This is a genomic window from Streptomyces sp. NPDC085596, from assembly GCF_044541565.1.
In the GTDB taxonomy this organism is placed as follows: Bacteria; Actinomycetota; Actinomycetes; order Streptomycetales; family Streptomycetaceae; genus Streptomyces.
Genome location: NZ_JBITTC010000008.1, coordinates 1 through 23,306, shown reverse-complemented (window position 1 = coordinate 23,306; position 23,306 = coordinate 1). Strand labels below are relative to the sequence as shown.

The following is a 23,306-nucleotide window of genomic DNA, read 5'->3' as shown; positions in this document are numbered from 1 at the left end:
GGCGCTGCCGGGGGCCTGCGGGTAGCCCCTCAGCGGTCGTCTGCGTCACGCCCCGGCGGGCGGCTTGTCCGTTCCACCGGGAATGCCCGCTGAGCGGCCCGGCCCGGCCCGCCGTCGGTGCGCTGGTCCGCCTCCAGCTCCCGGACGAGATCCTGCAGCTCGGACCTCATCCAGTCGCGGGTGGCGACCTCGCCGAGGCCCGCCCGGAGCGCGGCGATCTCGCGGGTCAGGTACTCGGTGTCCGCGATGGACCGCTCGTTCTGCTTGCGGTCCTGCTCCAGATTGACCCGGTCGCGGTCGTCCTGCCGGTTCTGCGCGAGCAGGATCAGCGGCGCCGCGTAGGACGCCTGGAGGGACAGCATCAGCGTCAGGAAGATGAAGGGGTAGGAGTCGAAGCGCACCACGTCCGGTGCCGCGATGTTCCACACCACCCAGACGATGATGACGACCGTCATCCAGACGATGAAGCGTCCCGTGCCCAGGAACCGGGCGATCCTCTCCGACAGCCGGCCGAACGCCTCCGGGTCCCACTCCGGCACCACCCGGCGGCGCGGCGGGCGCGGCTGGTCCAGCCGGAACCCGCGCGGCCGGGAGGCCGTGGCGCCCGCCGGGGAACGGTCGCGGCCCTCGCGGCCGCCGTCGCGCTCAGCCATGCGTGCCCGCCCCCCGCCCGGCGCCCGCGGCGCCCTCCTCCGGCACCTCGTCCAGGTGGAACTCCGTCTCGCGCCAGTCGTCGGGCAGCATGTGGTCCAGTACGTCGTCCACGGTGACCGCGCCCAGCAGCGACCCGGACTCGTCCACCACGGGCGCGGCGACCATGTCGTACGTGGCGAAGAACCCGGCGATGACCGGCAGCGCGGCGTCGGGGTCGAGCGGCAGCAGGTCGTCGTCGACCAGCGAGCTGACCAGGGTGTAAGGCGGGTCGCGCAGCAACCGCTGGAAGTGCACGGTGCCCAGGTACTTGCCGGTCGGGGTCTCGTCCGGCGGGCGGCAGACGTAGACCTGGGCGGCGAGCGCGGGGGAGAGGTCGGGGTTGCGGACCCGGGCGAGCGCGTCGGCGACCGTGGCGTCCGGGCGCAGCACGATCGGCTCGGTGGTCATCAGCCCGCCCGCGGTGTGCTCCTCGTACGACATCAGACGCCGCATGTCCGCCGCGTCCTCGGGCTCCATCAGGCTCAGCAGGCGCTCCTGGTCCTCCTCCGGCAGCTCGCCGAGCAGGTCGGCGGCGTCGTCGGGGTCCATGGCCTCCAGGACGTCGGCGGCGCGCTCCTCCTTGAGCTTGCCGAGGATCTCGATCTGGTCGTCCTCCGGCAGCTCCTCCAGCACGTCCGCGAGCCGGTCGTCGTCCAGGGCGGCGGCCACCTCCGCGCGCCGCTTGGGGGAGAGGTGGTGCAGGACGTTGGCGAGGTCGGCGGGGCGCAATTGCTCGAAGGTGGCGAGCAGGTTCTCCGCGCCCTGCCCGTGCTCCTCCAGGGAGAACCCGGTGACGGCCGACCACTCCACGGTCAGCGTCTCGCCCTTGGCCCGCCGGAAGGCGCCGCCCTTCCTGCCCTTGCGGACGTAGACCCGGTCCACCTCCCACTCGCGGCGCGCGGGCAGTTGCTGCACGGAGAGGTCGAGGACGGTGACCTCCTCGCCGGTCTCCACCAGCTTCACCCGGCGGTCCAGCAGTTCCCCGAAGACCAGGCGCTCGGTGGGCCGCTGCTCGAAGCGGCGGACGTTGACCACACCGGTGGAGATGACCTGGCCGGAGTCGATGCCGGTCACCCGGGTCATGGGCAGGAAGATCCGGCGCCGGGTGGACAGCTCCACGACCAGTCCGAGCACGCGGGGCGGGCGGCGGCCGACGCGCAGCATGACGACGATGTCGCGGACCCGGCCGACCTGGTCGCCCGCCGGGTCGAAGACGGGGACCCCGGCGAGGTGCGAGACGAAGATCCGGGGAACTCCGGCTGCCATCTGTGCTTCCTTTGCCGTGCTCGGGATGCGTCGGGATTGGTGCGGATTCGCTCCGATATGGCCACGTGTGTGCGCTTCAGGCTAGCCCGTACCGATCGGAAACGCCCCGGCGGGCGGTCCGGACGGACGGGCTCCGCTCCGGGCGCGTGCCCCCGGTACGCTGCCGTACGCCCATTCGGCACCGGCAGAGAGGCAGCCCCACCTGTGACTGCGATTCCCCAGGCACACACCTGGAGAGCAGCGCGAGCCGTGCGGGTGACCGCGCTGTGCGTGCTGGCCGTGTCGGCGCTGACGATGCTGACGGGATGCGGCGAGGAGGACCCGGACGCCGGGACCAACGGGGTGGGCCGGCTGCCCGCGCAGAAGATCCGGACACAGAGCCGGGCGGCGGCCGACGCGGCCCCGGCGGTGCACCTGGCCGGGACCGTGGTCACCGGCGGCGTCGCCTTCAAGCTGGACATGCGGCTGAAGTCCGGCGGCGGCAGCGGCTCGGTGACCTCCAAGGACTCCAGCTTCCAGCTGCTGCGGGTCGGCGACGAGCTGTATCTGAAGGCCGACGCCGCCTTCTGGAACCACGGCGGGGACACCTCGGCCGCGGGCAAGCTGGCCGGCAAGTACGTGAAGGTCCCCCAGGAGGACCCGGCGTACAAGAAGTTCAGCGGCTTCACCGAGAAGGACGTGCTGCTGCCCGCCCTGCTCACCCTGCACGGCAAGCTCGCCACGGCCGGCCACCACGAACAGGCCGGCACCCGCACGATCCGCGTCACCGGCGACGGCGGCCCCGGCGGCACCCTGGACGTCTCCCTGGAGGGCAAGCCCTACCCGCTGCGCCTGGTGCGCGGCGGCGGCGCCGGCACACTCACCTTCTCCGAATGGGGCAAGGACTTCCCCGCAGCCGAACCCGCCAAGTCCGAAACGGTCGACTACGGCGGCCAACTGCCGGGGTCCTAGCCGCGCTTGCGCCGCCTGGCCAGCAGCTTGGGCAGCGCGGGCGGTACGGGTTCGCGGGTGGTGGCCGGGGTGGGCAGCGGGGGCTCGGCCAGGCTGCCGGTGGGCGGCGGCTCCACGGCCCCGGTGGGGACCAGGCGCAGCACGGTGCACTCGCGGGCCCAGCGGGCCGGGATCTCCTCGGCGCCGGGGGCGTTGAGCCGCTTGCCCTTCAACTCCGCGACCGCCGAATCCCATTCGGCCGACCCGGGGTCCAGCCGGTGCGCGGTCGCCCGCCAGGTGACGAGCCGGCCGCCCTTGTCCTTGCTGCGCACCGCGACCTCGGCCGCACCGCCGTCGGTGAGGCCGGGCAGCGGCTGCTCACCGGCACCGTCACCGACCAGCAGGGCCGCGCCCTCGTGCCAGACGTGCCACAGCGGGCGCGCGGCGGGCGCGTCCGCCCCCCGGACCCAGATGAGGCCGGACTTCTTGGTGGCCTCCTCGATGAGGGCCTGGTCGAAGAGGGCCCGGGCGGGCGGCTCGCTGGTCATGCGCCCAGCCTATCCAGGAGCGCTCAGAGCCAGCCGTTGCGCTTCAGCGTGCGGTGGATGCCCAGACAGAGGGCGACCGTCACGCACATGATCACCGGGTAGCCGTACTTCCAGTGCAGCTCGGGCATGTGGTCGAAGTTCATGCCGTAGACCCCGCACACCATGGTGGGCACGGCGATGATCGCTGCCCAGGCGGTGATCTTGCGCATGTCCTCGTTCTGCGCGACGGACGCCTGCGCCAGGTTGGCCTGGAGGATGGAGTTCAGCAGCTCGTCGAAGCCCATGACCTGCTCGTGGACACGGGCCACGTGGTCGGCGACGTCGCGGAAGTACTTCTGGATGTCGGGGTCGATGAGCCGCATCGGCCGCTCGCTCAGCAGCTGCATCGGACGCAGCAGCGGGGCGACCGCGCGCTTGAACTCCAGTACCTCGCGCTTGAGCTGGTAGATCCGGGCCGAGTCGACACCGCGTGAGACACCGCCGTTGCGGCCGGGGGAGAAGACCTCCGTCTCCACCTCGTCGATGTCGTCCTGCACCGAGTCCGCGACCGCGATGTAGCCGTCCACCACATGGTCGGCGATGGCGTGCAGCACCGCCGAGGGGCCCTTGGCGAGCAGCTCGGGGTCGTCCTGGAGCCGGTGGCGCAGCGCCCGGAGCGAACCCTGTCCGCCGTGCCGCACGGTGATGAAGAAGTCCCGGCCGGTGAAGCACATGACCTCACCGGTGTCGATGACCTCGCTGCTGGCGGTGAGCTGGTCGTGCTCGACGTAGTGGACGGTCTTGAACACGGTGAACAGCGAGTCGTCGTACCGCTCCAGCTTGGGTCGCTGGTGGGCCTGGACCGCGTCCTCCACGGCCAGCGGGTGGAGCCCGAACACGCCCGCGATACCGGCGAACTCGGCCTCGGTCGGCTCGTGCAGGCCGATCCACACGAACCCGCCGTCGCGGCGCACCTCGCGCATCGCCTCCTGCGGGCTGAGGGGGCGTCCGCTCTCCACGCGGGAACCGTCGCGGTAGACGGCGCAGTCGACCACGGCCGAGGACGTGGTGGTGTCGGTCTCGAAAGGAGCGGCCGCCTCCTTGCGCGGGGCGGGGCGGGAGGACGGTCGGACCACGGCTCGCAGGTCGCGGATCATCGACATGGGCAGGCTCCTTCGCGGGCGGGCAACGAAAGTGCGCCTGCGACGGGTGGAACTACCCGGAATGGGGACGTTCGGACTGCATGCGTTTGGCACGTCCACAAAGCGGGGAGCACCGCACCGTCGCGGTGGCGACTTCGCTACTGATGCAGGACTGAGTCAGATCAGGCAGATCAGGCAAAGCGAAACGAAGTGCTCTTCCGGACGGCGAAGCGAACGTGAAGGTGGCAGCCAGCCAGGAATGACATCAACAGCCGGAAGAGCGAGTGGTACTGCACGGTCGACTTCGATCCATGACAGCCCCACCTCCTCCGGCCGGTCCCTCGTAAGGGAGTCTCATCGGCGCCGGGGACTCGACGGCGAGCATGTGCACGCGGCCCCGAACCACCGGCTCAGCGTAGCAGCAGCCCATCATGTCAAGGCGCGGCTTTGCCCGCCGCTGACGAGTTCTATGCTCACCGCATGGTTGATGTTCTTCCTCTGGTCGAGGCGCGGCTGAACTCGGCGCTCGGTGAACCGGACGCGCGTGCCTCGGTCACCTTCCTCGGCGCGGACCGCATCGAGGTGCTCCGCTTCCAGGAGGGGGACGTGGTCCGCTACGCCACGCTGGGCATGTCGGCGCGCCCCATGACCGACCCCACGGCCATGGTTGCCGACCCCATTGAGGGGCCGCGTGCCGAGCTGGTCCTCTCCGTCCGTGCGGGAGTCACCGACACCGGCCCGGTGCTCCGGCCGCTCGCCGTGCTCGCCGCGTCCCCGCAGGTCGAGGGGGTGGTCGTGGCACCCGGTGCCTCGCTGGACGTGGGGGAGCCGCTGTGGCCCGGCGCGCCCTTCACCTCGGTACTGGTGGGAGAACCGGGCGGACTGGTGGAGGACCTGGAGCTGGACGCCCCGCTGGATGCCGTGCGCTTCCTGCCGCTGCTGCCGATGACACCGAACGAGGCCGCCTGGAAGCGGGTGCACGGCGCGGGGGCGCTCCAGGAGCGCTGGCTCGCAGGCGGCACCGACCTGCGCGACCCCACCCGCGTCTCCGTCGCGCTCGGCCCGGCGCCGGAGTGAGCAAGTTCACCAAGTGCCTTGAACACAAGGGCAGTTGACGGCTCCCTGGGGGGCGTACGGGTGATGGTCCGGGGCCGTACGGGTGATCGTCCTTGACGTGCGGCGGCCGGGGTAGGACCGTGGGGCTCTATGAGGGGCGAACCCAGTTGCCCGAGGTGTGGTGGCCGGGTCCGGGCTCCCGGCCTATTCGCCGATACGTGGCAGTGCGACGCGCACGGCGCGGTGTACCCGCTGCAGCCCGTGATCCCGCCCAGCGTCGAGGCCCTCACCGCCGTGGTGCAGCGCACCGACGTCCCGTTGTGGATGCCGTGGCCGCTGCCGGTCGGCTGGCTGTTCACCGGCGTCGCCTACGCGGGGGACGCCCCCGGCGGCGGCCGGGCCACCGTCGTGGCCTGCTCCGGCCCCAGCCCGCTCGGCGGTCCGGGCGAGCTGATCCTGGTCGCCGAGGAACTGGGCGTCGGCCTCGGCGCGCGGTACGCGGGGCTGGACGGCCCCGATCCGGGCCCCAGCCTGGACGTCGAGAAACCGGCGCAGGTCAAGGTGCTGGCCTCCGGCCGCCCCACCCCGCTCTGGCATGTCAGCGGCACCCCGGACGACCGTGCCGTCTTCGCCGGCGAGGCCCTCGGTGTCTGGCTGTGGGCGGTCACCTGGCCCGCGCAGTCCGGCCTGCTGATGTACGACGAACTGGTGCTGACGGATCTGCGGGACGCGGGCCCCGAGGTCGACCTGGTCCCCTGCGGGGCGCTCTCGCCCCGGCTGATGCGCCCCTGAACCCTTAGGGGGCTGTAGGGGGCGCTCCCCGGGTGCGGGGGTGACAGGGCATGCCGTTCGCGCGGCTATCCTTAGGTGTTCCCCGCCCTTAGGTGTTCCCTGCCGTCCCCTCAGCTGTCTGGAGTAGCCGTGCGCATCGACCTGCACTGCCACTCCACCGCATCCGACGGCACGGACAGCCCGGCCGAGCTGATGCGCGCGGCCGCCGGGGCCGGACTGGACGTGGTCGCGCTGACCGACCACGACACCACCCGCGGACACGCCGAGGCCCGGGCCGCCCTTGCCGCGCTTCCTGCGGGATTCACCCTGGTCACCGGCGCCGAACTCTCCTGCCGGACCGACGGCGTCTCCCTGCATCTGCTGGCCTACCTCTTCGACCCCGAGGAGCCCGCCCTGCTCGCCGAGCGCGAGCTGGTCCGGGACGACCGGGTGCCGCGCGCCCACGCGATGATCGCCAAGCTGAACACGCTCGGCGTACCGGTCACCTGGGAACAGGTCGAGCGGATCGCCGCCGGCGGCACGGTGGGCCGCCCGCATCTGGCGTCCGCACTGGTGGAGCTGGGTGTCGTCCCGACGGTGAGCGACGCGTTCACGCCCGAGTGGCTGGCCGACGGCGGGCGGGCCTTCGTCGACAAGCACGAGACCGATCCGCTGGAGGCGATCCGGCTGGTGAAGAGCGCGGGCGGCGTGACCGTCCTCGCCCACCCCGCCGCCGCCAAGCGCGGCCGCACGGTGCCGCCGGACGCGATCGCCGCGATGGCGGCCGCCGGACTCGACGGCCTCGAGGTCGATCACACCGAGCACGACCAGGCCACCCGGACCCGGCTGCGCGGCCTCGCCCGCGACCTGGACCTGCTGGTCACCGGCTCCTCGGACTACCACGGCACCCGCAAGACCGTCGCCCTCGGCGAGAACACCACCGACCCCGAGGTCTACGGGGAGATCATCCGCCGGGCGACCGGCGCGTTCCCCGTCCCCGGCACCGGCGGAGCCTGAGCCCCCGGCGCCCGCGCCACCCCTCGGCTTCTCCCCTCACCTCTGCTTCTCCCCTCACCCGATCACCCGCACCGTCCGCCGTGCGCGCCCGATTCCTGCCCCTGGGGGGCTCAGGGCGTCCTGTGGCGGTAGCTCCATCACGCAAGGCACACGATGTTCGACCTCGCCGTCTTCGGCTCCCTGTTCCTGACCCTCTTCGTCATCATGGACCCGCCGGGGATCACCCCGATCTTCCTCGCCCTCACCGCCGGGCGGCCCGCCAAGGTCCAGAAGCGGATGGCCTTCCAGGCCGTCTGTGTGGCGGGCGGGGTCATCGCCGTCTTCGGCGTCCTCGGCCACCAGATCCTCGACTATCTGCACGTCTCGGTTCCGGCGCTGATGATCGCGGGCGGCCTGCTGCTCCTGCTGATCGCGCTCGATCTGCTCACCGGCAAGACCGACGAGCCCAAGCAGACCAAGGACGTCAATGTCGCCCTCGTCCCGCTGGGCATGCCGCTGCTCGCCGGGCCCGGCGCGATCGTCTCGGTGATCCTGGCCGTACAGAGGGCCGGAAGTGTCGCCACGCAGGTCTCGGTCTGGTCGGCGATCCTCGCCATCCATGTCGTGCTGTGGCTGGTGATGCGTTACTCGCTGCTGGTCATCAAGGTCATCAAGGACGGCGGTGTCGTCCTGGTGACACGGCTCGCGGGCATGGTGCTCTCCGCGATCGCCGTGCAGCAGATCATCAACGGAATCACTCAGGTGATCCGGGGGAGCTGAGGCCCGGCCTCGGCACCCCCGGAAAGCTTGAGTGTGTCGTGCGCCCTATGAGGCCGGGCTGTCGGCCGGGCGGATCCACAGGCGCTGGCCGATGGCGGCCGCCTGTTGCACGATCCGGTTGACGGAGGCGGCGTCCACGACGGTGCTGTCCACGGTGCTGCCGTCGACCTCGTCGAGTCGCATGATCTCGAAGCGCATGGCTTCTCCCTTCGTCTGGTCATCCTCCTGCGGAGAACTACTGGTGTGCGACGTGTTGTCGCGGTGTCACATGTGTAGACAACGAACGGCCTACGGCAAACATTCCCTACGCTAAGGAAATTTTTTCACGGGCTAATTACTGTCCGGTAAAAAGACCTCGCAGCGGGACTGACGGGGACCGGTTGTGTTCGCAGCGTGACGGCCGGGACAATGGACCCGATGAACGACGACCTGGCGGCTCTGGGTGCCCGCATCGACCACACCAACGAACTGCTACAACGCATGCTCGCTGAGGTGGCGAAAACACCCTCCACCCACGCGATCTTCGTGGACGCGGGCTATCTGTACGCGGCCGCCGGCCGGCTGGTGGCCGGTACCGAGGACCGCCGCGCCTTCGACCTGGACGCCGAGGGCCTGATCGACGCGCTCATCGACAAGGCCCGCTCGATCTTCGCCGACAGCCGTCTGCTGCGCGTGTACTGGTACGACGGCGCCCGGCGCCGCATCCACACCGCCGAGCAGCAGTCGATCGCCGAGCTGCCCGACGTCAAGGTCCGCCTCGGCAACCTCAACGCCCACAACCAGCAGAAGGGCGTCGACTCCCTGATCCGCACCGACCTGGAGTCCCTGGCCCGCCACCGCGCGATCAGCGACGCGGCACTCCTCGGCGGCGACGAGGACCTGGTGTCGGCGGTCGAGGCGGCACAGGGGTACGGCGCGCGCGTCCACCTGTGGGGCATCGAGGCGCCCGAGGGACGCAACCAGGCCGAGCCGCTGCTGTGGGAGGTCGACAGCCAGCGCACCTTCGACCTGGAGTTCTGCAAGCCGTACGTCTCCCGCCGCACGTCCGCCTCCTACGAGGCCACGCCCGGCAACCGGCCGACCCGCGAGGACGTGCGCTTCGTCGGCGCCCAGATCGCGGCGAAGTGGCTGGTCTCCCGGGGCCGGGACAGCCTGATGGAACTCCTCCCCGGCCACCCGTACCTGCCCGGCTCGGTCGACCAGGACCTCCTGGTGGAGGCGGAGGGGCTGCTCCAGTACTCCCTGCGCGGCCAGGCCGACCTGCGCCGGTCCCTGCGGGACGGGTTCTGGGAACACCTGCAGACGCAGTACTGACAGCCAGGAAGGCCCGGCCCCCTTTCGACGGGGGCCGGGCCTTCCTGGCTGGTGCGGGTTCCGCTTAAGCCTCGGAGGGCTCCACGGCGGCGACCTTGCGGGCGCGGCGGCGCGGCTTGGCCTCCGGCTCCTCGCTGGCCTGAGCCGGGATCTCCGTCGCGACGGCCTTGGCGGCAGCCGTCTTGCGCGTGCGGCGGGGCTTGACCTCGGCCTCGGCGGCGTCGGCAGGCTCCGCCGCGACGACGGCCTTGCGGGTGCGGCGCGGCTTGGCCTCCGCGGTGTCCTCGGCAGCGGCAGCCGTCTTGCGCGTACGGCGCGGCTTGGCCTCCGTCGCCTCGGCCGTGTCGACAGCGGCGGCGGCGGTCTTCCGCGTGCGGCGGGGCTTGGCCTCGGCCTCGGGGGTCTCGACCGGCTCCGTCGCGACGGCGGCCTTGCGGGTGCGGCGCGGCTTGGTCTCCGCCACCTCCGCCGTGTCGACGGCGGCGGCGGCGGTCTTCCGCGTGCGGCGGGGCTTCGTCTCGGCCACGGGGGCCTCCACGGCGTCCACGACCGCCTCGACGGCGGCGGCCGCCTTGCGGATGCGGCGCTTCGGGGCCGGCGCCTCGGTGACCGGCTCCACGACCGGAGCCTCGACGACGGCCTCGGCCACGACCGGAGCCGCCTCCGCGCGCTTACGGGTACGACGACGCGGCTGGGCCGGAGCCTCGACGACGGCCTCGGTGACCTCGGCCGTGACGACAGCGGCCTCGACGGCCTCGGCCGACGCACCGCTCCGCGTACGGCGACGCGGCTGCTTCGGAGCGTCCAGCACCGCCGGGGCCTCCGGCGTCGCCACCGTCTCCACGGCGGCCGTCACCGGCTCGCCCGGCGTCCCGCCGCGCGTACGGCGACGGCGGCGCGGGGTGCGGGGCGCCTGCGGCTCCTCGACGGCCGTGGTCTCCGCCGGGGCGGCGACACCGGCCTCCACCGCGGCACCGCCACGCATACGGCGACGGCGGCGCGGGGTGCGCTCCGTACGCTCCGAGCGCTCCTGCTCGGGCGCGGCCTCGGGGCGGCCGCCACGGCCGGACCGGCCGCCGCGCGCACCACGGGCACCGGTCTCGCCGAGGTCCTCCACCATCTCCGCACCGAGTCCGGCGCGCGTGCGCTCCGAGCGCGGCAGGACACCCTTGGTGCCCGCCGGGATGTTGAGGTCGGAGAAGAGGTGCGGGGACGTCGAATACGTCTCCACCGGCTCGTTGAAGCCCAGATCCAGCGCCTTGTTGATGAGCTGCCAGCGCGGGATGTCGTCCCAGTCGACGAACGTGATCGCCGTACCCTTGTTGCCCGCGCGGCCGGTGCGGCCGACGCGGTGCAGGTACGTCTTCTCGTCCTCGGGGGACTGGTAGTTGATGACGTGGGTCACGCCCCCGACGTCGATGCCGCGCGCGGCCACGTCGGTGCAGACCAGCACATCGACCTTGCCGTTGCGGAAGGCGCGCAGCGCCTGCTCGCGGGCGCCCTGGCCGAGGTCGCCGTGGACCGCGCCGGAGGCGAAGCCGCGGCGCTCGAGCTGCTCGGCGATGTCGGCGGTGGTGCGCTTGGTACGACAGAAGATCATCGCCAGACCGCGGCCCTCGGACTGCAGTATGCGCGCGATCATCTCCGGCTTGTCCATGGAGTGGCCGCGGTAGACGAACTGCTTGATGTTGGCGACCGTGGCGCCCTCGTCGTCCGGCGCGGTGGCGCGGATGTGCGTGGGGCGGGACATGTAGCGGCGGGCGAGACCGATGACCGCGCCCGGCATGGTGGCCGAGAACAGCATGGTCTGGCGCTTGGCCGGCAGCATGTTGACGATCTTCTCGACGTCGGGCAGGAAGCCCAGGTCGAGCATCTCGTCGGCCTCGTCGAGCACGAGGCACTTGACGTGGCTGAGGTCCAGCTTCTTCTGGCCCGCGAGGTCGAGCAGCCGGCCGGGGGTGCCGACGACGACGTCGACGCCCTTGTTCAGGGCCTCGACCTGCGGCTCGTAGGCACGGCCGCCGTAGATGGCGAGGACGCGTACGTTGCGCACCTTGCCGGCGGTCAGCAGGTCGTTGGTGACCTGGGTGCACAGCTCGCGCGTGGGCACGACGATGAGCGCCTGCGGCGCGCTGGTCAGTGCCTCCGGGGCGGCACGGCCGGCCTCGACGTCGGCGGGGACGACGACGCGCTCCAGCAGCGGCAGGCCGAAACCGAGGGTCTTGCCCGTACCGGTCTTGGCCTGGCCGATGACGTCGTTGCCCGAGAGGGCGACCGGGAGCGTCATCTCCTGGATGGGGAAGGGATTGATGATGCCGACGGCTTCCAGCGCCTCGGCGGTCTCGGAAAGAATGCCGAGATCACGAAATGTCGTAGTCAGGGTTTTTGCCTCTTCTGTGTGCGCGGCACGAGGCGAGCGCGGGGATCATGTCTGACCGTGCCGGTGACGTCGGTCGCCGCACGGGCGAACCAACTGGGGCAAGCCGTATGACACGGGACCTCTGCCGACGCTCTAGCGCTCGAACCGCTAAGGATGTCCCTCCGGATCGTCGTACGCGCGGTGCCGTACGGACGGGGAGGGCTGTCAGGTCGGAGCCGATCGGGCCACCGACCGGGCATCCTCATGCGTGCGCCGCTACCAGAAGGCACCGAGCATGCCGAACACTGTCGGCGCGCTCAGCAGGCGCAATACCACCATACCCCGGATTGACGCACACGCGATGGCCGAATTGGTCACGTAGTGGTGGTCACAGTGGTTGACCAGGGGCTTCCGGGACAGGGTGAGCGGGCTATTGTGCGCCTCATGACTAGCTCTGACAAGCCTGAGAACCCTGAGAACGCAGGCGCCGCCACCGACGGCCCCACCGGTGTCGCCGCCCAGGACTGGGCGCAAGCCGCGGCGGACCCGCAGTACCGCGCGGCTGTCGTGGACCTGCTCGGCGCGCTCGCGTACGGCGAGCTGGCGGCGTTCGAGCGGCTTGCGGAGGACGCCAAGCTGGCGCCGACCCTCGCGGACAAGGCGGAGCTGGCCAAGATGGCCTCGGCGGAGTTCCACCACTTCGAGCGGCTGCGCAACCGGCTGACGGACATCGGCGCGGAGCCCACCGCCGCGATGGACCCCTTCGTCGCCGCGCTGGAGAGCTTCCACAAGCAGACGGCGCCCTCGGACTGGCTGGAGGGCCTGGTCAAGGCGTACGTCGGCGACTCGATCGCCAGCGACTTCTACCGGGAGGTCGCGGCCCGCCTCGACACCGACACCCGCGAGCTGGTCCTCGCCGTCCTGGACGACACCGGGCACGCGGAGTTCGCCGTGGAGAAGGTCCGCGCGGCCATCGACGCCGACCCGCGCGTGGGCGGGCGGCTCGCGCTGTGGGCGCGGCGGCTGATGGGCGAGGCGCTGTCGCAGTCGCAGCGGGTCGTCGCGGACCGGGACGCGCTCTCCACCATGCTGGTCGGCGGGGTCGCGGACGGCTTCGACCTCGCGGAGGTCGGCCGGATGTTCACCCGGATCACCGAGGCGCACACCAAGCGGATGGCCGCACTGGGCCTCGCGGCCTGACTGCCGGTCAGGGGCGGCTACGCGGGCGCGGATCGCCGGCGGAGCCGCCCGGCCGGGCGCAGCAACAGCGACAGGGACGCGGCGGACACGACGGCCGCGCCGAGCAGGCTGAGCAGGACCGGGGCCGGGCCCAGGGCGCTGTGCGTGACGAAGTCCCCGAAAAGAGCGCCCGCGACCGCGGTGACGAAGACCAGCGGGCGGGTGGGCAGCCGGTGCGGCAGACGGTGCGCGGCCGCGAAGGCGAGGACGAGGCCGAGCGCGGCCGAACCGAGCACTTCCAGGATCATCGAGGGGTCCCTCCCACGTCGGCGTGGTCAAACGGTCACAGCCCGACATACCCGTGACCTGCGCGTCGCAATCCTCCCCTGTGCCCGGTGTGTACGCGAGCTGTGCGCGCCGCGCACACGTGAAGGGCCCGGCGGCACAGTGCCACCGGGCCCTTCACGGGTGTCGCGCCTACAGCGTGCCGAAGCCCACCTTGCGAACGGACGGCGCGCCGATCTCGACGTACGCCAGACGGTCCGCGGGGACCACGATCTTGCGGCCGCGCTCGTCCTCGAGGCTCAGCAGCGGCGACTTTCCGGCCAGGGCGTCGGTGACGACGCGCTCGACCTCCTCGGCGCTCTGACCGCTCTCCAGAACGATCTCGCGGGGCGCGTGCTGCACGCCGATCTTGACCTCCACGGCTATGTCCCTCCGACGGTCAGTGATGTGCGCGATCTGCCGCGCCGTACGCTGCACACATTAGCCCGGTGAGGGGACGCGCATGCTTCCGGCGGGAACGCCATCAGCGAACACGCCGCGTCAGTGGTGGTCGGTGCCGTGCAGCGGGAAACCGGCGATGCCGCGCCACGCCAGCGAGGCGAGCAGCTGCACCGCCTGGTCGCGGGGCACGCTGCGGTCACTGTGCAGCCAGGAACGGGCCACCACCTGGGCGAGTCCGCCGAGGCCGGAGGCGAGCAGCATGGACTCCGCGCGGGAGAGGCCGGTGTCCTCGGCGATGACCTCGCAGATCGCCTCGGCGCACTCGTTGGTCACCTTGTCCACGCGCTCACGCACGGCCGGCTCGTTCGTCAGGTCCGACTCGAAGACCAGGCGGAAGGCACCGCCGTCGTCCTCGATGTACGCGAAATAGGCGTCCATGGTCGCCCGTACGCGCTGCTTGTTGTCGGTCGTCGAGGCGAGCGCGGCGCGCACGGCCTGGATCAGCGCCTCGCAGTGCTGGTCCAGCAGCGCGAGGTAGAGGTCGAGCTTGCCGGGGAAGTGCTGGTAGAGCACCGGCTTGCTGACTCCGGCGCGCTCGGCGATGTCGTCCATCGCGGCCGCGTGATAGCCCTGGGCGACGAAGACCTCCTGGGCAGCGCCCAGCAACTGGTTGCGCCGGGCTCGGCGCGGCAGACGGGTGCCGCGCGGGCGTGCTGCCTCTGTTTGCTCGATGGCTGTCACGCCGCCTCCCTAGTCGTCCCTCATGCGGTGTCGGCCGCGCGGCCATCGTACTTTTCGGTAACCGTGGTGTGCGCGGTGCGAGCGCAGAATTTCACGTACCGGACGACGGCGAAAGCCGTGGCCCCCGGCCCGGTGCCCGCTCGGTCAGCGGTAGTCATCCTCGTCGGTGCTGACCACGCGTGCCTGCTCGATCAGATCGCCCTCGCTGCCCCGGTCCGGGTCCACCTCGCTCAACGGCTCGTCCCGCTCCTCCGTGAGGGGGACGCGCTGCTCGACGGCGTCGTGCTCGGGGGCCTCGACGGCGATCTGCGGCTCGTCGCCGTCGTCGGGGCTCTCGATCTCGTCCGGCTCGATGGGGTAATGGGCCATGACGGCCTCCCTTCCTTCCAGCATCCGTCCAGGAACCTCTGGGTCGGGCGGGTACCCCGCGGGTGCGCTGTCATACGAGCCTAGGAGACGGCCCAGGGCGACGCCACGCCATCAGCGACATGGACGCCCGTCCCCGCTGCCCCTCCTTGTGAGGGCGAACACATGAGGCGCGGTGTGATCGTCTCGTAACATTGCCGCATGTCTTCGACCGAGTCACCTTCCGTGCCGGCCGCGAGCGTGCTCCCCCGGGTCGCACCCGTAAGGGTGGGCGAGGGCGAGCGGATGAGGTCGGTGCGACTGCCGGGGGTCACCCTGACGGTCCGGTCCCGGCCGCCCGCGCGGGAGGGCCTGGAGCCCGCGCTGTACGTGCACGGCCTCGGCGGTTCCTCGCAGAACTGGTCCGCGCTGATGGCCGAGCTGGACGGCGTCGTCGACGGCGAGGCCGTCGACCTGCCGGGCTTCGGCGACTCCCCGCCGCCGGACGACGGCGACTACTCCGTCACCGGGCACGCGCGTGCCGTCATCCGCCATCTCGACGCGGCCGGACGCGGCCCGGTCCACCTGTTCGGCAACTCGCTCGGCGGCGCGGTCTCCACGCGCGTGGCCGCCGTGCGCCCGGACCTCGTCCGCAGCCTGACGCTGGTCTCGCCCGCCCTGCCGGAGCTGCGCATCCAGCGCAGCGCGGCCCCCACGGCGCTGCTGGGCGTGCCCGGCGTGGCCGCGCTGTTCAACCGGTTCACCAGGGAGTGGACCGCCGAGCAGCGGGTGCACGGCGTGATGGCCCTCTGTTACGGCGATCCCGCGAGCGTGTCGCCGGAGGCGGTCCAGTACGCGGTGGAGGAACTGGAACGGCGTTTGAGGCTGCCGTACTTCTGGGACGCGATGACCCGCTCGGCGCGCGGAATCGTCGACGCGTACACCCTGGGCGGGCAGCAGGGGCTGTGGCGGCAGGCCGAGCGGGTACTCGCGCCGACCCTGCTGGTCTACGGTGGCCGTGACCAACTCGTCGGCTTCCGTATGGCCGCCAAGGCCGCCCGCTCCTTCAGGGACTCGCGTCTGCTGTCCCTGCCGGACGCCGGGCACGTGGCGATGATGGAATATCCGGAGCTGGTGGCCAGGGCGTTCCGCGAACTTCTCGCGGAGAGCGCCGTATCGGGCGCCACGAACGCGGAGAACTGAGGGCAGGGGTGGGACGACACAGCCGCCGAGGACCGGCTCCCAAGGGGGACGCCTCGGCCATAGAGGGCACGAACACGGCGACCGGGACCACCGAGGGCGTCACCGGGACGGGTGACTTCGCCGCGCGGGGGCGTCCCCCGGGCGGCGGTCAGGACGCCTGGGGCACCGGGCCGGGTGGCCGGGGTCCGCAGAGCGGCGAGTCGTGGAGTGCCGGGCATCAGGGTCCGGGTGCCTTCGGCGCCACCGTGAGCGGTGCCGGACGGCATGTCCCGCCCGGCCGGGACCGGGGCGAGGGCGACGGGGCCCGTGGCCGGGCGCCGGGTGCCTTCGCCGAGGGGTTCGGGCAGGCGCGCGGCGGTCACCCCGAGCAGCGTGAAGTGGGCGGCGGCTGGGGGGAGTTCGAGGGCCAGAGCGCTCAGGGTCCCGGGCGGCGTCCCGCCGCGATGCCGTTCCCGCGGCAGCGGCGCGCGGAGCCGGTGGACGTGGGTCCCGGCCCCCGCAGGGAGTACCTGGACGCCTTCACGGAGGGCGCCGTACCGCAGGCGCCCCGGCGTGCCGAGGTGCCGGAGCCGAGGACCGCGCCGGGCGAGGGCGGGGCGCCTCCGGCGGCCGTGCCCGTGCCCCGGCACGGCGGCAAGGGGCGGGCCTTCACCGGGGTCGCGGCCGCCGCCGTGACCACCGTGCTCGCGGTCGTCGTCGCCGGACAGGTTGCCGACGGCCGCGCCCAGGGCGAATCACGGGCCCAGGCCGCCACCGGCGGTCTGCCGGCCGGTGCCCAGGCCGTCCCCTCCAGCGCGCCGAGCGCCGTCCCGCTGACGTACGCCCAGAAGATGGGCCGTCTCTATCCCCTGGGGGCGACCCTCAAGGGTTCCGGGAAGTTCGACACCGTGCCCGGCTCGGCCAAGGCGCCCGGCAAGGGCACCAGGATGACCTACCGGGTCGACGTCGAGCGGGGACTCGGTCTGGACGGTGTGCTGTTCGCCGACGCCGTGCAGCGCACCCTCAACGACGACCGGAGCTGGGCCCACGGCGGTGAGCGCACCTTCGAGCGGGTCTCCTCCGGCAAGCCGGACTTCGTGATCACGCTGGCCAGCCCCGGTACGACGGCCGAGTGGTGCGCCAAGTCGGGCCTGGACACCACCGAGGACAACGTCTCCTGCGACTCGGCGGCCACCGAGCGCGTGATGATCAACGCGTACCGCTGGGCACAGGGCAGCGTCACCTACGGGGACGCAAAGATCTACGCCTACCGCGAGATGCTCATCAACCACGAGGTCGGCCACCGGCTCGGGCACGGACATGTGACGTGCGAGAAGGACGGCGAGATCGCCCCGGTGATGCAGCAGCAGACCAAGTTCCTCGACCACGACGGAATCCACTGCCTGCCCAACGCCTGGCCGTACCCTAAGAGTTGACGCGAGAGTTGACGCAGGAGGCGACGGGGGCCGACTCGTGTCACATTGACATGAGTCGCAAGTTCGTTCATATTTCTGCGCATGTGGTCCCGTCACGCCGTCTTCCGCAGCGCCGCCATCGAGCTGGCGCTCATCGGTGTGACCGCCCTCTGCGTGGCCGACATCGACTGTCGCTGACGCCGCCTCCCTGGCGTCCGCGTCGATGCGTGCCCTTTTCTCCCTGCCGCCCGTGACCTCTGTCGCGGGCCCTCTCGACGACTGACGCCGGGGCCGGCACCTGTCCGCAGGTGTCTCACTCCTCGTACCCCTGTCTCACCCCTCGGGAAATCCCGGAGGGTTCCCCGAGAGGTCGTCATTTCCGATGCGTCAACCGTCCGTCATAGCGCGCCGCGTGGCAGCGGCATCCGTCAGCCTGGCCGTGGCAGCGGGCGCCGCCGCCTGCGGTCCTGAGGACAACGATGCCAAGGGCGCCGGTGGCGACTCCACGCCCCACAAGGGCGGCACCCTCACCGTGCTGAACGCCGAGGCCCAGACCGACTTCGACCCGGCACGCCTCTACACCTCCGGCGGCGGCAACGTCCCCTCGCTGGTCTTCCGCACCCTGACCACCCGCAACCGCGAGAACGGCGCCGCGGGCGCCAAGGTGGTCCCCGACCTCGCCACCGACACCGGCCGCCCCAACAAGGACGCGACCGTGTGGACGTACACCCTGAAGAAGGGGCTGAAGTACGAGGACGGCACGCCGATCACCTCGGCCGACATCAAGTACGGCATCGAGCGGTCCTTCGCCCCCGAACTCTCCGGTGGCGCGCCCTACCTGCGGGACTGGCTGAGCGGCGCCGCCGACTACCAGGGCCCGTACAAGGACAAGAAGGGTCTCTCCGCGATCGGGACGCCGGACGAGCGGACCCTCGTCTTCCACCTCAACAAGCCCGAGGGCGAGTTCCCGTTCCTCGCCACCCAGACGCAGTTCGCGCCGGTGCCGAGGGCCAAGGACACCGGCACCAAGTACGAGCAGCACCCGGTCTCCTCCGGCCCGTACAAGGTCGTCAAGAACCAGAACGACGGCGAGCGCGTCCTGCTGGAGCGCAACCCGCACTGGAGCGGTGACGACGAGCGCAAGGCGTACCCGGACAAGGTCGACGTGCGCTCCGGGCTCGACTCCTCCGTCATCAACCAGCGGCTCGCCGCCTCCCAGGGCACCGACTCCGCCGCCGTCACCACCGACACCAACCTCGGCCCGGCCGAACTCGCCCGCGTCAGCGGCGACAAGAGCCTCGCCGCGCGTGTGGGCACCGGCCACTTCGGCTACACCGACTACATCGCCTTCAACCCGAAGGTGAAGCCGTTCGACGACCCGAAGGTGCGCCAGGCGATCTCGTACGCCGTCGACCGCTCCTCGGTGATCAACGCGGCCGGCGGCTCCGCCCTGGCAGAGCCGGCCACCACCTTCCTGCCCGACCAGAAGTCCTTCGGATACACCCCGCACGACCTGTTCCCGGCGGGCAGGTCCGGCAACGCGGCCAAGGCGAAGGAGCTGCTGAAGGAGGCCGGGCACGCCAAGGGGCTGACCGTCACCCTCACCCATTCCAACAGCAAGGACTTCGAGACCAGCCCGGAGATCGCCACCGCCCTCCAGGACGCCCTGAAGAAGGCCGGGATCACGGTCAAGCTCCAGGGACTTGAGGACAACGACTACCGGGACAAGATCCACAGCATCAAGACCGAGCCCGGCTTCTTCCTCGCCCACTGGGGTGCCGACTGGCCCTCCGGCGGCCCCTTCCTCGCCCCGATCTTCGACGGCCGCCAGATCGTCAAGGACGGCGCCAACTTCAACACCGGTCTGCTGAACGACAAGTCGGTCAACTCCGAGATCGACGCCATCAACAAGCTGACCGACCTGAACGCCGCCGCCGCCCGGTGGGGCGCGCTGGACAAGAAGATCGCCGGACAGGCCCTCGTCGTCCCGCTGTTCCACCCCGTCTACAAGCGCCTGTACGGCTCGGACGTCAAGAACATCGTGATCAGCGACTGGACCGGCGTGCTGGACATCTCCCAGGTCTCGGTGAAGTGACCCGGTGAGTGAAGCACTCGTCGCCGTCGAGGCCGCCGGGGCGGACATCACCGCCCCGGCGGCCTCGGGGGCCCGTCAGTTCTGGCGGCGGCTGCGCGCGCAGCGGGCCGCCCTGGTCGCCGCGGCCGTCGTCGCGCTCCTCGTCCTGGTCGCGCTCGCCGCGCCGCTGCTCACCGCGATCGAGGGGCAGGACCCGACCACGTACCACCCCGGCCTCATCGACTCCGCGCGCGGCGGTGTGCCCATCGGGCCGCTCGGCGGGATCAGCGCCGAGCACTGGCTCGGTGTCGAACCGCAGACCGGCCGCGACCTGTTCGCCCGGCTGGTGGAGGGCGCCCGCGTCTCGCTCGGCGTCGCCTTCGCGGCCACCCTCATCCAGGTCCTCATCGGCGTCACCGTCGGCGTGGCCGCCGCCATGGGCAGCCGCTGGCTGGACCAGCTCCTCAGCCGCGTCACGGACATCATCGTCGCCCTGCCGCTGATGATCATGGCGTTGGCGCTGCTGGCCATCGTCCCGGCGGGCTTCCCCCGCCCGGTGCTGGTCGCCCTCGTCATCGGCCTGATCGCCTGGGGCAACGTCGCCAAGATCGTGCGCGCCCAGACGCTCACCCTCAAGGGGCTCGACTACGTGGCCGCCGCCCGGCTCAGCGGATGGGGCGCCGTGCGCGTGGCCCGCCGCGAGCTGCTGCCCGGCCTCGCCGCGCCCGTCATCACCTACGCCGCGCTGCTCGTGCCCACCAACATCTCCGCCGAGGCCGCCCTGTCCTTCCTCGGCGTCGGGGTGAAGCCGCCCACGCCCTCCTGGGGACAGATGATCACCGCCGCCGACGTCTGGTACCAGGCCGCGCCGCAGTACCTGCTGTTCCCGGCCGGCGCCCTGTTCACCACCGTGCTCGCCCTCACCGTCCTCGGCGACGGCGTCCGCACCGCACTCGACCCCCGCGCGGCCTCCCGCCTGCGCATCGGCACCGGCCGCGCCCGGAAGGAGGACGCCGCGTGAACGGCTTCGGCGGATTCCTGCTGCGCCGCGCGGCGGGCACGGCCATCACCCTGCTCGCCGTCTCGGTCCTGGTCTACGTGGTCTTCTACGCCACCCCCGGCAACGTCGCCCAGATCACCTGCGGCCCGCGCTGCTCCCCGGAGCAGGTGCACCAGGTCGCGGCCCAGCTCCGGCTCGACGACCCGCTGTACCTGCGCTACTGGCACTTCCTGGAAGGGCTGTTCGCCGGCCAGGACTACTCCACCGGCACCTCGGTCGAGCACTGCGCGGCGCCCTGCCTCGGGCTCTCCTACCAGAGCGACCAGCAGGTGCTGGCGCTGCTGCTGACCAAGCTGCCCGTCAGCCTGTCGCTGGTGCTCGGCGCGATGGTGCTCTGGCTGGTCATCGGCGTCGGCACCGGCGTCCTCTCCGCCTGGCGGCGCGGCCGGCTCTCCGAGCGGGTGCTGACCGTACTCACCCTGGCCGGCTGGGCCACGCCCGTGTTCGTGCTCGGCCTGGTCCTGATGATCGTGGTCTGCGGCGAACTCCAGCTGCTGCCCTTCCCGCAGTACGTGCGCTTCGCCGACGACCCCGAACAGTGGGCGTGGAACCTGCTGCTGCCCTGGCTCTCGCTGGCCCTGATCGAGGCCGCCGCGTTCGCCCGGCTCACCCGCTCCGCCATGCTGGAGACCCTCGCCGAGGACCACATCCGCACCTTCCGCGCCTACGGCGTCGGCGAGCGGGCCATCGTCGGACGGCACGCCCTGCGCGGCGCGCTCGCCCCCGTCATCGCGCTCAACGCCAACAACGTCGGCTCCGCCATCGGCGGCGCCGTCCTCACCGAGACCCTGTTCGGGCTGCCCGGCATCGGCCAGGAGCTGGTGCACGCGGTCAAGGTCGTGGACCTGCCCGTGGTCGTCGGCATGGTCCTGGTCGTCGCCTTCTTCGTCGTCATCGCCAACGCCGTCGCGGACATCCTGTACGCGCTGGCCGACCGCCGGGTGGTCCTCGCATGAGCCTGGTCGAAGTCACCGACCTCACCGTCGAGTTCGGCGCCCTGCGCGCCGTGGACGGACTCTCCTTCACCCTGGAGAAGGGGGCCGCGCTGGCCCTCGTGGGGGAGTCCGGCTCCGGCAAGTCCACCGTCGCCGGCGCCCTGCTGGGGCTGCACCGGGACACCGGGGCACGGGTCGGCGGCTCGGTCCTGGTCGCCGGGACCGACGTGACCGCCGCCTCCGACGCCGAGCTACGGCGGCTGCGCGGGGCCAAGGCCGCCATGGTCTTCCAGGACCCGCTGTCCTCCCTCGACCCGTACTACGCGGTGGGCGACCAGATCGCCGAGGTGTACCGCGTGCACACCCGCGCCTCCCGGCGGGCCGCACGCGCGCGTGCCGCCCGGGTGCTGGACCGGGTCGGCATCCCGGACGCCGCCCGGCGCGCCCGGTCCCGGCCGCACGAGTTCAGCGGCGGCATGCGCCAACGGGCGCTGATCGCCATGGCGTTGGCGTGCGAACCGGAGCTGCTCATCGCGGACGAGCCGACCACCGCGCTCGACGTCACCGTGCAGGCCCAGATCCTCGACCTGCTGCACACCCTGCGCCAGGAGAACGGGCTCGGCCTGTTGCTCGTCACCCATGACGTGGGCGTCGCCGCCGAGAGCGCCGACGACGTGCTGGTGATGCGGCACGGACGCGCGGTCGAACACGGGCCGCTGCAGCGGGTGTTGGCCTCTCCTGAGCAGCCGTACACCCGTGAACTCCTCGCCGCCGTACCGCGCGTGGACGCACCCCGTACCGCGCCCGCCGAGGAGGCGGGGGAGACCGTGCTCGAAGCGGTCGGCCTGCGGCGGGAGTTCGGGCGCGGGCGAGGGGCGTTCACCGCCGTGGACGACGTCTCGCTGACCCTGCGCCGGGGCGAGACCCTCGGGATCGTGGGGGAGAGCGGCAGCGGCAAGACCACCCTGGGCCGCATGCTGGTCGGGCTGCTGGAGCCGACCTCGGGCGCCGTCCGGTACGACGGACGCGCACAGCGCGGGGTCGATCCGTCCGTGCAGATGGTGTTCCAGGACCCGGCGTCCTCCCTCAACCCCCGCCGCACAGTGGGCGATTCGATCGCCGACCCGCTGCGCGCAAAGGGGGAGAGGGACGACAAGGTGGTCCGGGAGCGGGTGACCGGACTGCTGGAGCGGGTCGGGCTCGAAGCGGCCCACCACGACCGCTACCCGCACGAGTTCAGCGGCGGACAGCGCCAGCGCGTCGGCATCGCGCGGGCCCTCGCCGCCGACCCGCGCGTCATCGTCTGCGACGAACCCGTCTCCGCGCTCGACGTCACCACCCAGGCCCAAGTGGTCGCCCTGCTGGACGAGTTGCGCCGGGAGCTCGGGCTCGCGCTCGTCTTCATCGCGCACGACCTCGCCGTGGTCCGTCAGGTCAGCGACCGGGTCGCCGTCATGCGCCGTGGCCGGATCGTCGAGACCGGCCCGGTCGACGAGGTGTACGAGGCCCCGCGCGACCCGTACACCCGGCAACTCCTGGCGGCCGTACCGGCCCTGGACCCCGAGGTGGCCGCCCGGCGCCGGGCGGCCCGGCGGGAGCCCGCCCCGGCGTAACGTTTCGCGTGCGGACCGTCACCACGCGATCTCTTAGCGTGTCGGAACGCGGCTCGCCCGCGAAAGTTACGACCGTTCACCCCTTTTGGTGGCGGGGCGGGCAAACCGCCCGCGCGCCCCCCCCCCCACCGCGGGCGTTGGTGCCCCGGGGGGCCCCCCGGGCGCCCGCGGGGGCCCCCCACCCGGGGTCGGGGGGGGGCCC

Annotated in this window: 24 protein-coding genes; 14 read left to right on the top strand and 10 right to left on the bottom strand. The window is 72.0% G+C overall.

Translation table 11 applies throughout. The annotated features are described in order from the left end of the window. Nucleotides 1-29 precede the first annotated feature (29 nt). Together ACIGA3_RS22775 and ACIGA3_RS22770 are read right to left on the bottom strand one after the other, a co-directional pair. Complete coding sequence (locus tag ACIGA3_RS22775) at nt 30-653, bottom strand: DUF1003 domain-containing protein (protein ID WP_399718599.1); 624 nt, start codon at nt 651-653, stop codon at nt 30-32. Beyond that, nucleotides 646-1,959 (bottom strand): magnesium transporter MgtE N-terminal domain-containing protein, encoded by a 1,314-nt coding sequence (locus tag ACIGA3_RS22770; protein WP_399718596.1) that lies wholly within the window; start codon nt 1,957-1,959, stop codon nt 646-648. The genes ACIGA3_RS22775 and ACIGA3_RS22770 overlap by 8 nt, the downstream gene beginning before the upstream one ends. 204 nt (nt 1,960-2,163) lie before the next feature. Here ACIGA3_RS22770 and ACIGA3_RS22765 point away from each other — a divergent pair, with 204 nt between their 5' ends. Then, nucleotides 2,164-2,910, top strand: a complete 747-nt coding sequence (locus tag ACIGA3_RS22765) for a hypothetical protein (RefSeq protein WP_399718593.1) — start codon at nt 2,164-2,166, stop codon at nt 2,908-2,910. Here the strand turns inward: ACIGA3_RS22765 and ACIGA3_RS22760 are convergent. Both ACIGA3_RS22760 and ACIGA3_RS22755 read right to left on the bottom strand, forming a co-directional pair. Further along, nucleotides 2,907-3,437, bottom strand: coding sequence for a hypothetical protein (locus ACIGA3_RS22760; protein ID WP_399718590.1), 531 nt, complete (start codon nt 3,435-3,437; stop codon nt 2,907-2,909). The two genes, ACIGA3_RS22765 and ACIGA3_RS22760, sit on opposite strands and share 4 nt — an antisense overlap. Before the next feature lie 23 nt (nt 3,438-3,460). Continuing rightward, a complete protein-coding gene (locus ACIGA3_RS22755) occupies nt 3,461-4,579 on the bottom strand; it encodes a magnesium and cobalt transport protein CorA (RefSeq protein ID WP_399718587.1) in 1,119 nt (372 codons plus the stop codon). Between the two features lie 459 nt (nt 4,580-5,038). Here ACIGA3_RS22755 and ACIGA3_RS22750 point away from each other — a divergent pair, with 459 nt between their 5' ends. The 4 genes from ACIGA3_RS22750 (at nt 5,039) to ACIGA3_RS22735 (ending at nt 8,161) form a co-directional block, all read left to right on the top strand. Next, nucleotides 5,039-5,635, top strand: coding sequence for a suppressor of fused domain protein (locus ACIGA3_RS22750; RefSeq protein ID WP_399718584.1), 597 nt, complete (start codon nt 5,039-5,041; stop codon nt 5,633-5,635). A gap of 129 nt (nt 5,636-5,764) precedes the next feature. Continuing rightward, on the top strand, nt 5,765-6,406 hold the full coding sequence (locus ACIGA3_RS22745) for a DUF6758 family protein (protein WP_399718582.1): 642 nt from the start codon (nt 5,765-5,767) through the stop codon (nt 6,404-6,406). A gap of 129 nt (nt 6,407-6,535) precedes the next feature. Beyond that, entirely contained in the window at nt 6,536-7,402 is an 867-nt protein-coding gene (locus ACIGA3_RS22740) for a PHP domain-containing protein (RefSeq protein ID WP_399718579.1), read from the top strand. A gap of 153 nt (nt 7,403-7,555) precedes the next feature. Beyond that, nucleotides 7,556-8,161 carry a MarC family protein gene (locus ACIGA3_RS22735; protein WP_399718577.1) on the top strand — a complete coding sequence of 202 codons (606 nt, stop codon included), beginning with the start codon at nt 7,556-7,558 and terminating at the stop codon, nt 8,159-8,161. 45 nt (nt 8,162-8,206) lie between these two features. Here the strand turns inward: ACIGA3_RS22735 and ACIGA3_RS22730 are convergent, their stop codons facing one another. Continuing rightward, entirely contained in the window at nt 8,207-8,359 is a 153-nt protein-coding gene (locus ACIGA3_RS22730) for a hypothetical protein (RefSeq protein ID WP_399718574.1), read from the bottom strand. Between the two features lie 219 nt (nt 8,360-8,578). On the opposite strand from ACIGA3_RS22730, the gene ACIGA3_RS22725 reads away from it, so the two are divergent. After that, nucleotides 8,579-9,475, top strand: a complete 897-nt coding sequence (locus ACIGA3_RS22725) for an NYN domain-containing protein (protein WP_399718572.1) — start codon at nt 8,579-8,581, stop codon at nt 9,473-9,475. A gap of 64 nt (nt 9,476-9,539) precedes the next feature. Here ACIGA3_RS22725 and ACIGA3_RS22720 read toward each other — a convergent pair whose 3' ends face one another. Beyond that, nucleotides 9,540-11,762 (bottom strand): DEAD/DEAH box helicase, encoded by a 2,223-nt coding sequence (locus ACIGA3_RS22720; RefSeq protein WP_399718569.1) that lies wholly within the window; start codon nt 11,760-11,762, stop codon nt 9,540-9,542. 516 nt (nt 11,763-12,278) lie between these two features. Between ACIGA3_RS22720 and ACIGA3_RS22715 the strand changes: the two genes are divergently transcribed. Next, entirely contained in the window at nt 12,279-13,034 is a 756-nt protein-coding gene (locus ACIGA3_RS22715) for a ferritin-like fold-containing protein (RefSeq protein ID WP_399718566.1), read from the top strand. Nucleotides 13,035-13,051: 17 nt separating this feature from the next. Here ACIGA3_RS22715 and ACIGA3_RS22710 read toward each other — a convergent pair whose 3' ends face one another. From ACIGA3_RS22710 to ACIGA3_RS22695, 4 genes are all read right to left on the bottom strand, one after another. Further along, nucleotides 13,052-13,321, bottom strand: a complete 270-nt coding sequence (locus ACIGA3_RS22710; protein ID WP_399718563.1) for a hypothetical protein — start codon at nt 13,319-13,321, stop codon at nt 13,052-13,054. A gap of 169 nt (nt 13,322-13,490) precedes the next feature. Continuing rightward, the gene (locus ACIGA3_RS22705) at nt 13,491-13,718 is read right to left on the bottom strand and encodes a DUF3107 domain-containing protein (RefSeq protein ID WP_399718561.1); all 228 of its coding nucleotides are present in this window, start codon (nt 13,716-13,718) and stop codon (nt 13,491-13,493) included. A 120-nt stretch (nt 13,719-13,838) separates the two neighbouring features. Then, complete coding sequence (locus tag ACIGA3_RS22700) at nt 13,839-14,480, bottom strand: TetR/AcrR family transcriptional regulator (protein WP_399718559.1); 642 nt, start codon at nt 14,478-14,480, stop codon at nt 13,839-13,841. Between the two features lie 144 nt (nt 14,481-14,624). Further along, nucleotides 14,625-14,849: a hypothetical protein gene (locus tag ACIGA3_RS22695; protein WP_399718557.1), complete on the bottom strand. Its 225-nt coding sequence runs from the start codon at nt 14,847-14,849 to the stop codon at nt 14,625-14,627. 198 nt (nt 14,850-15,047) lie between these two features. Between ACIGA3_RS22695 and ACIGA3_RS22690 the strand changes: the two genes are divergently transcribed. From ACIGA3_RS22690 to ACIGA3_RS22660, 7 genes are all read left to right on the top strand, one after another. After that, the gene (locus ACIGA3_RS22690) at nt 15,048-16,028 is read left to right on the top strand and encodes an alpha/beta fold hydrolase (RefSeq protein ID WP_399718554.1); all 981 of its coding nucleotides are present in this window, start codon (nt 15,048-15,050) and stop codon (nt 16,026-16,028) included. A gap of 8 nt (nt 16,029-16,036) precedes the next feature. Then, nucleotides 16,037-17,443 (top strand): DUF3152 domain-containing protein, encoded by a 1,407-nt coding sequence (locus ACIGA3_RS22685; RefSeq protein ID WP_399718551.1) that lies wholly within the window; start codon nt 16,037-16,039, stop codon nt 17,441-17,443. Nucleotides 17,444-17,524: 81 nt separating this feature from the next. After that, nucleotides 17,525-17,620, top strand: a complete 96-nt coding sequence (locus ACIGA3_RS22680; protein WP_324608470.1) for an Ms4533A family Cys-rich leader peptide — start codon at nt 17,525-17,527, stop codon at nt 17,618-17,620. Nucleotides 17,621-17,804: 184 nt separating this feature from the next. Then, entirely contained in the window at nt 17,805-19,517 is a 1,713-nt protein-coding gene (locus ACIGA3_RS22675; RefSeq protein ID WP_399718548.1) for an ABC transporter substrate-binding protein, read from the top strand. Between the two features lie 4 nt (nt 19,518-19,521). Continuing rightward, entirely contained in the window at nt 19,522-20,517 is a 996-nt protein-coding gene (locus tag ACIGA3_RS22670; protein ID WP_399718546.1) for an ABC transporter permease, read from the top strand. Continuing rightward, nucleotides 20,514-21,512: an ABC transporter permease gene (locus tag ACIGA3_RS22665; protein ID WP_399718544.1), complete on the top strand. Its 999-nt coding sequence runs from the start codon at nt 20,514-20,516 to the stop codon at nt 21,510-21,512. Before ACIGA3_RS22670 ends, ACIGA3_RS22665 begins: the two co-directional genes overlap by 4 nt. Then, complete coding sequence (locus ACIGA3_RS22660) at nt 21,509-23,104, top strand: dipeptide ABC transporter ATP-binding protein (protein WP_399718541.1); 1,596 nt, start codon at nt 21,509-21,511, stop codon at nt 23,102-23,104. The genes ACIGA3_RS22665 and ACIGA3_RS22660 overlap by 4 nt, the downstream gene beginning before the upstream one ends. Nucleotides 23,105-23,306: the final 202 nt, after the last annotated feature.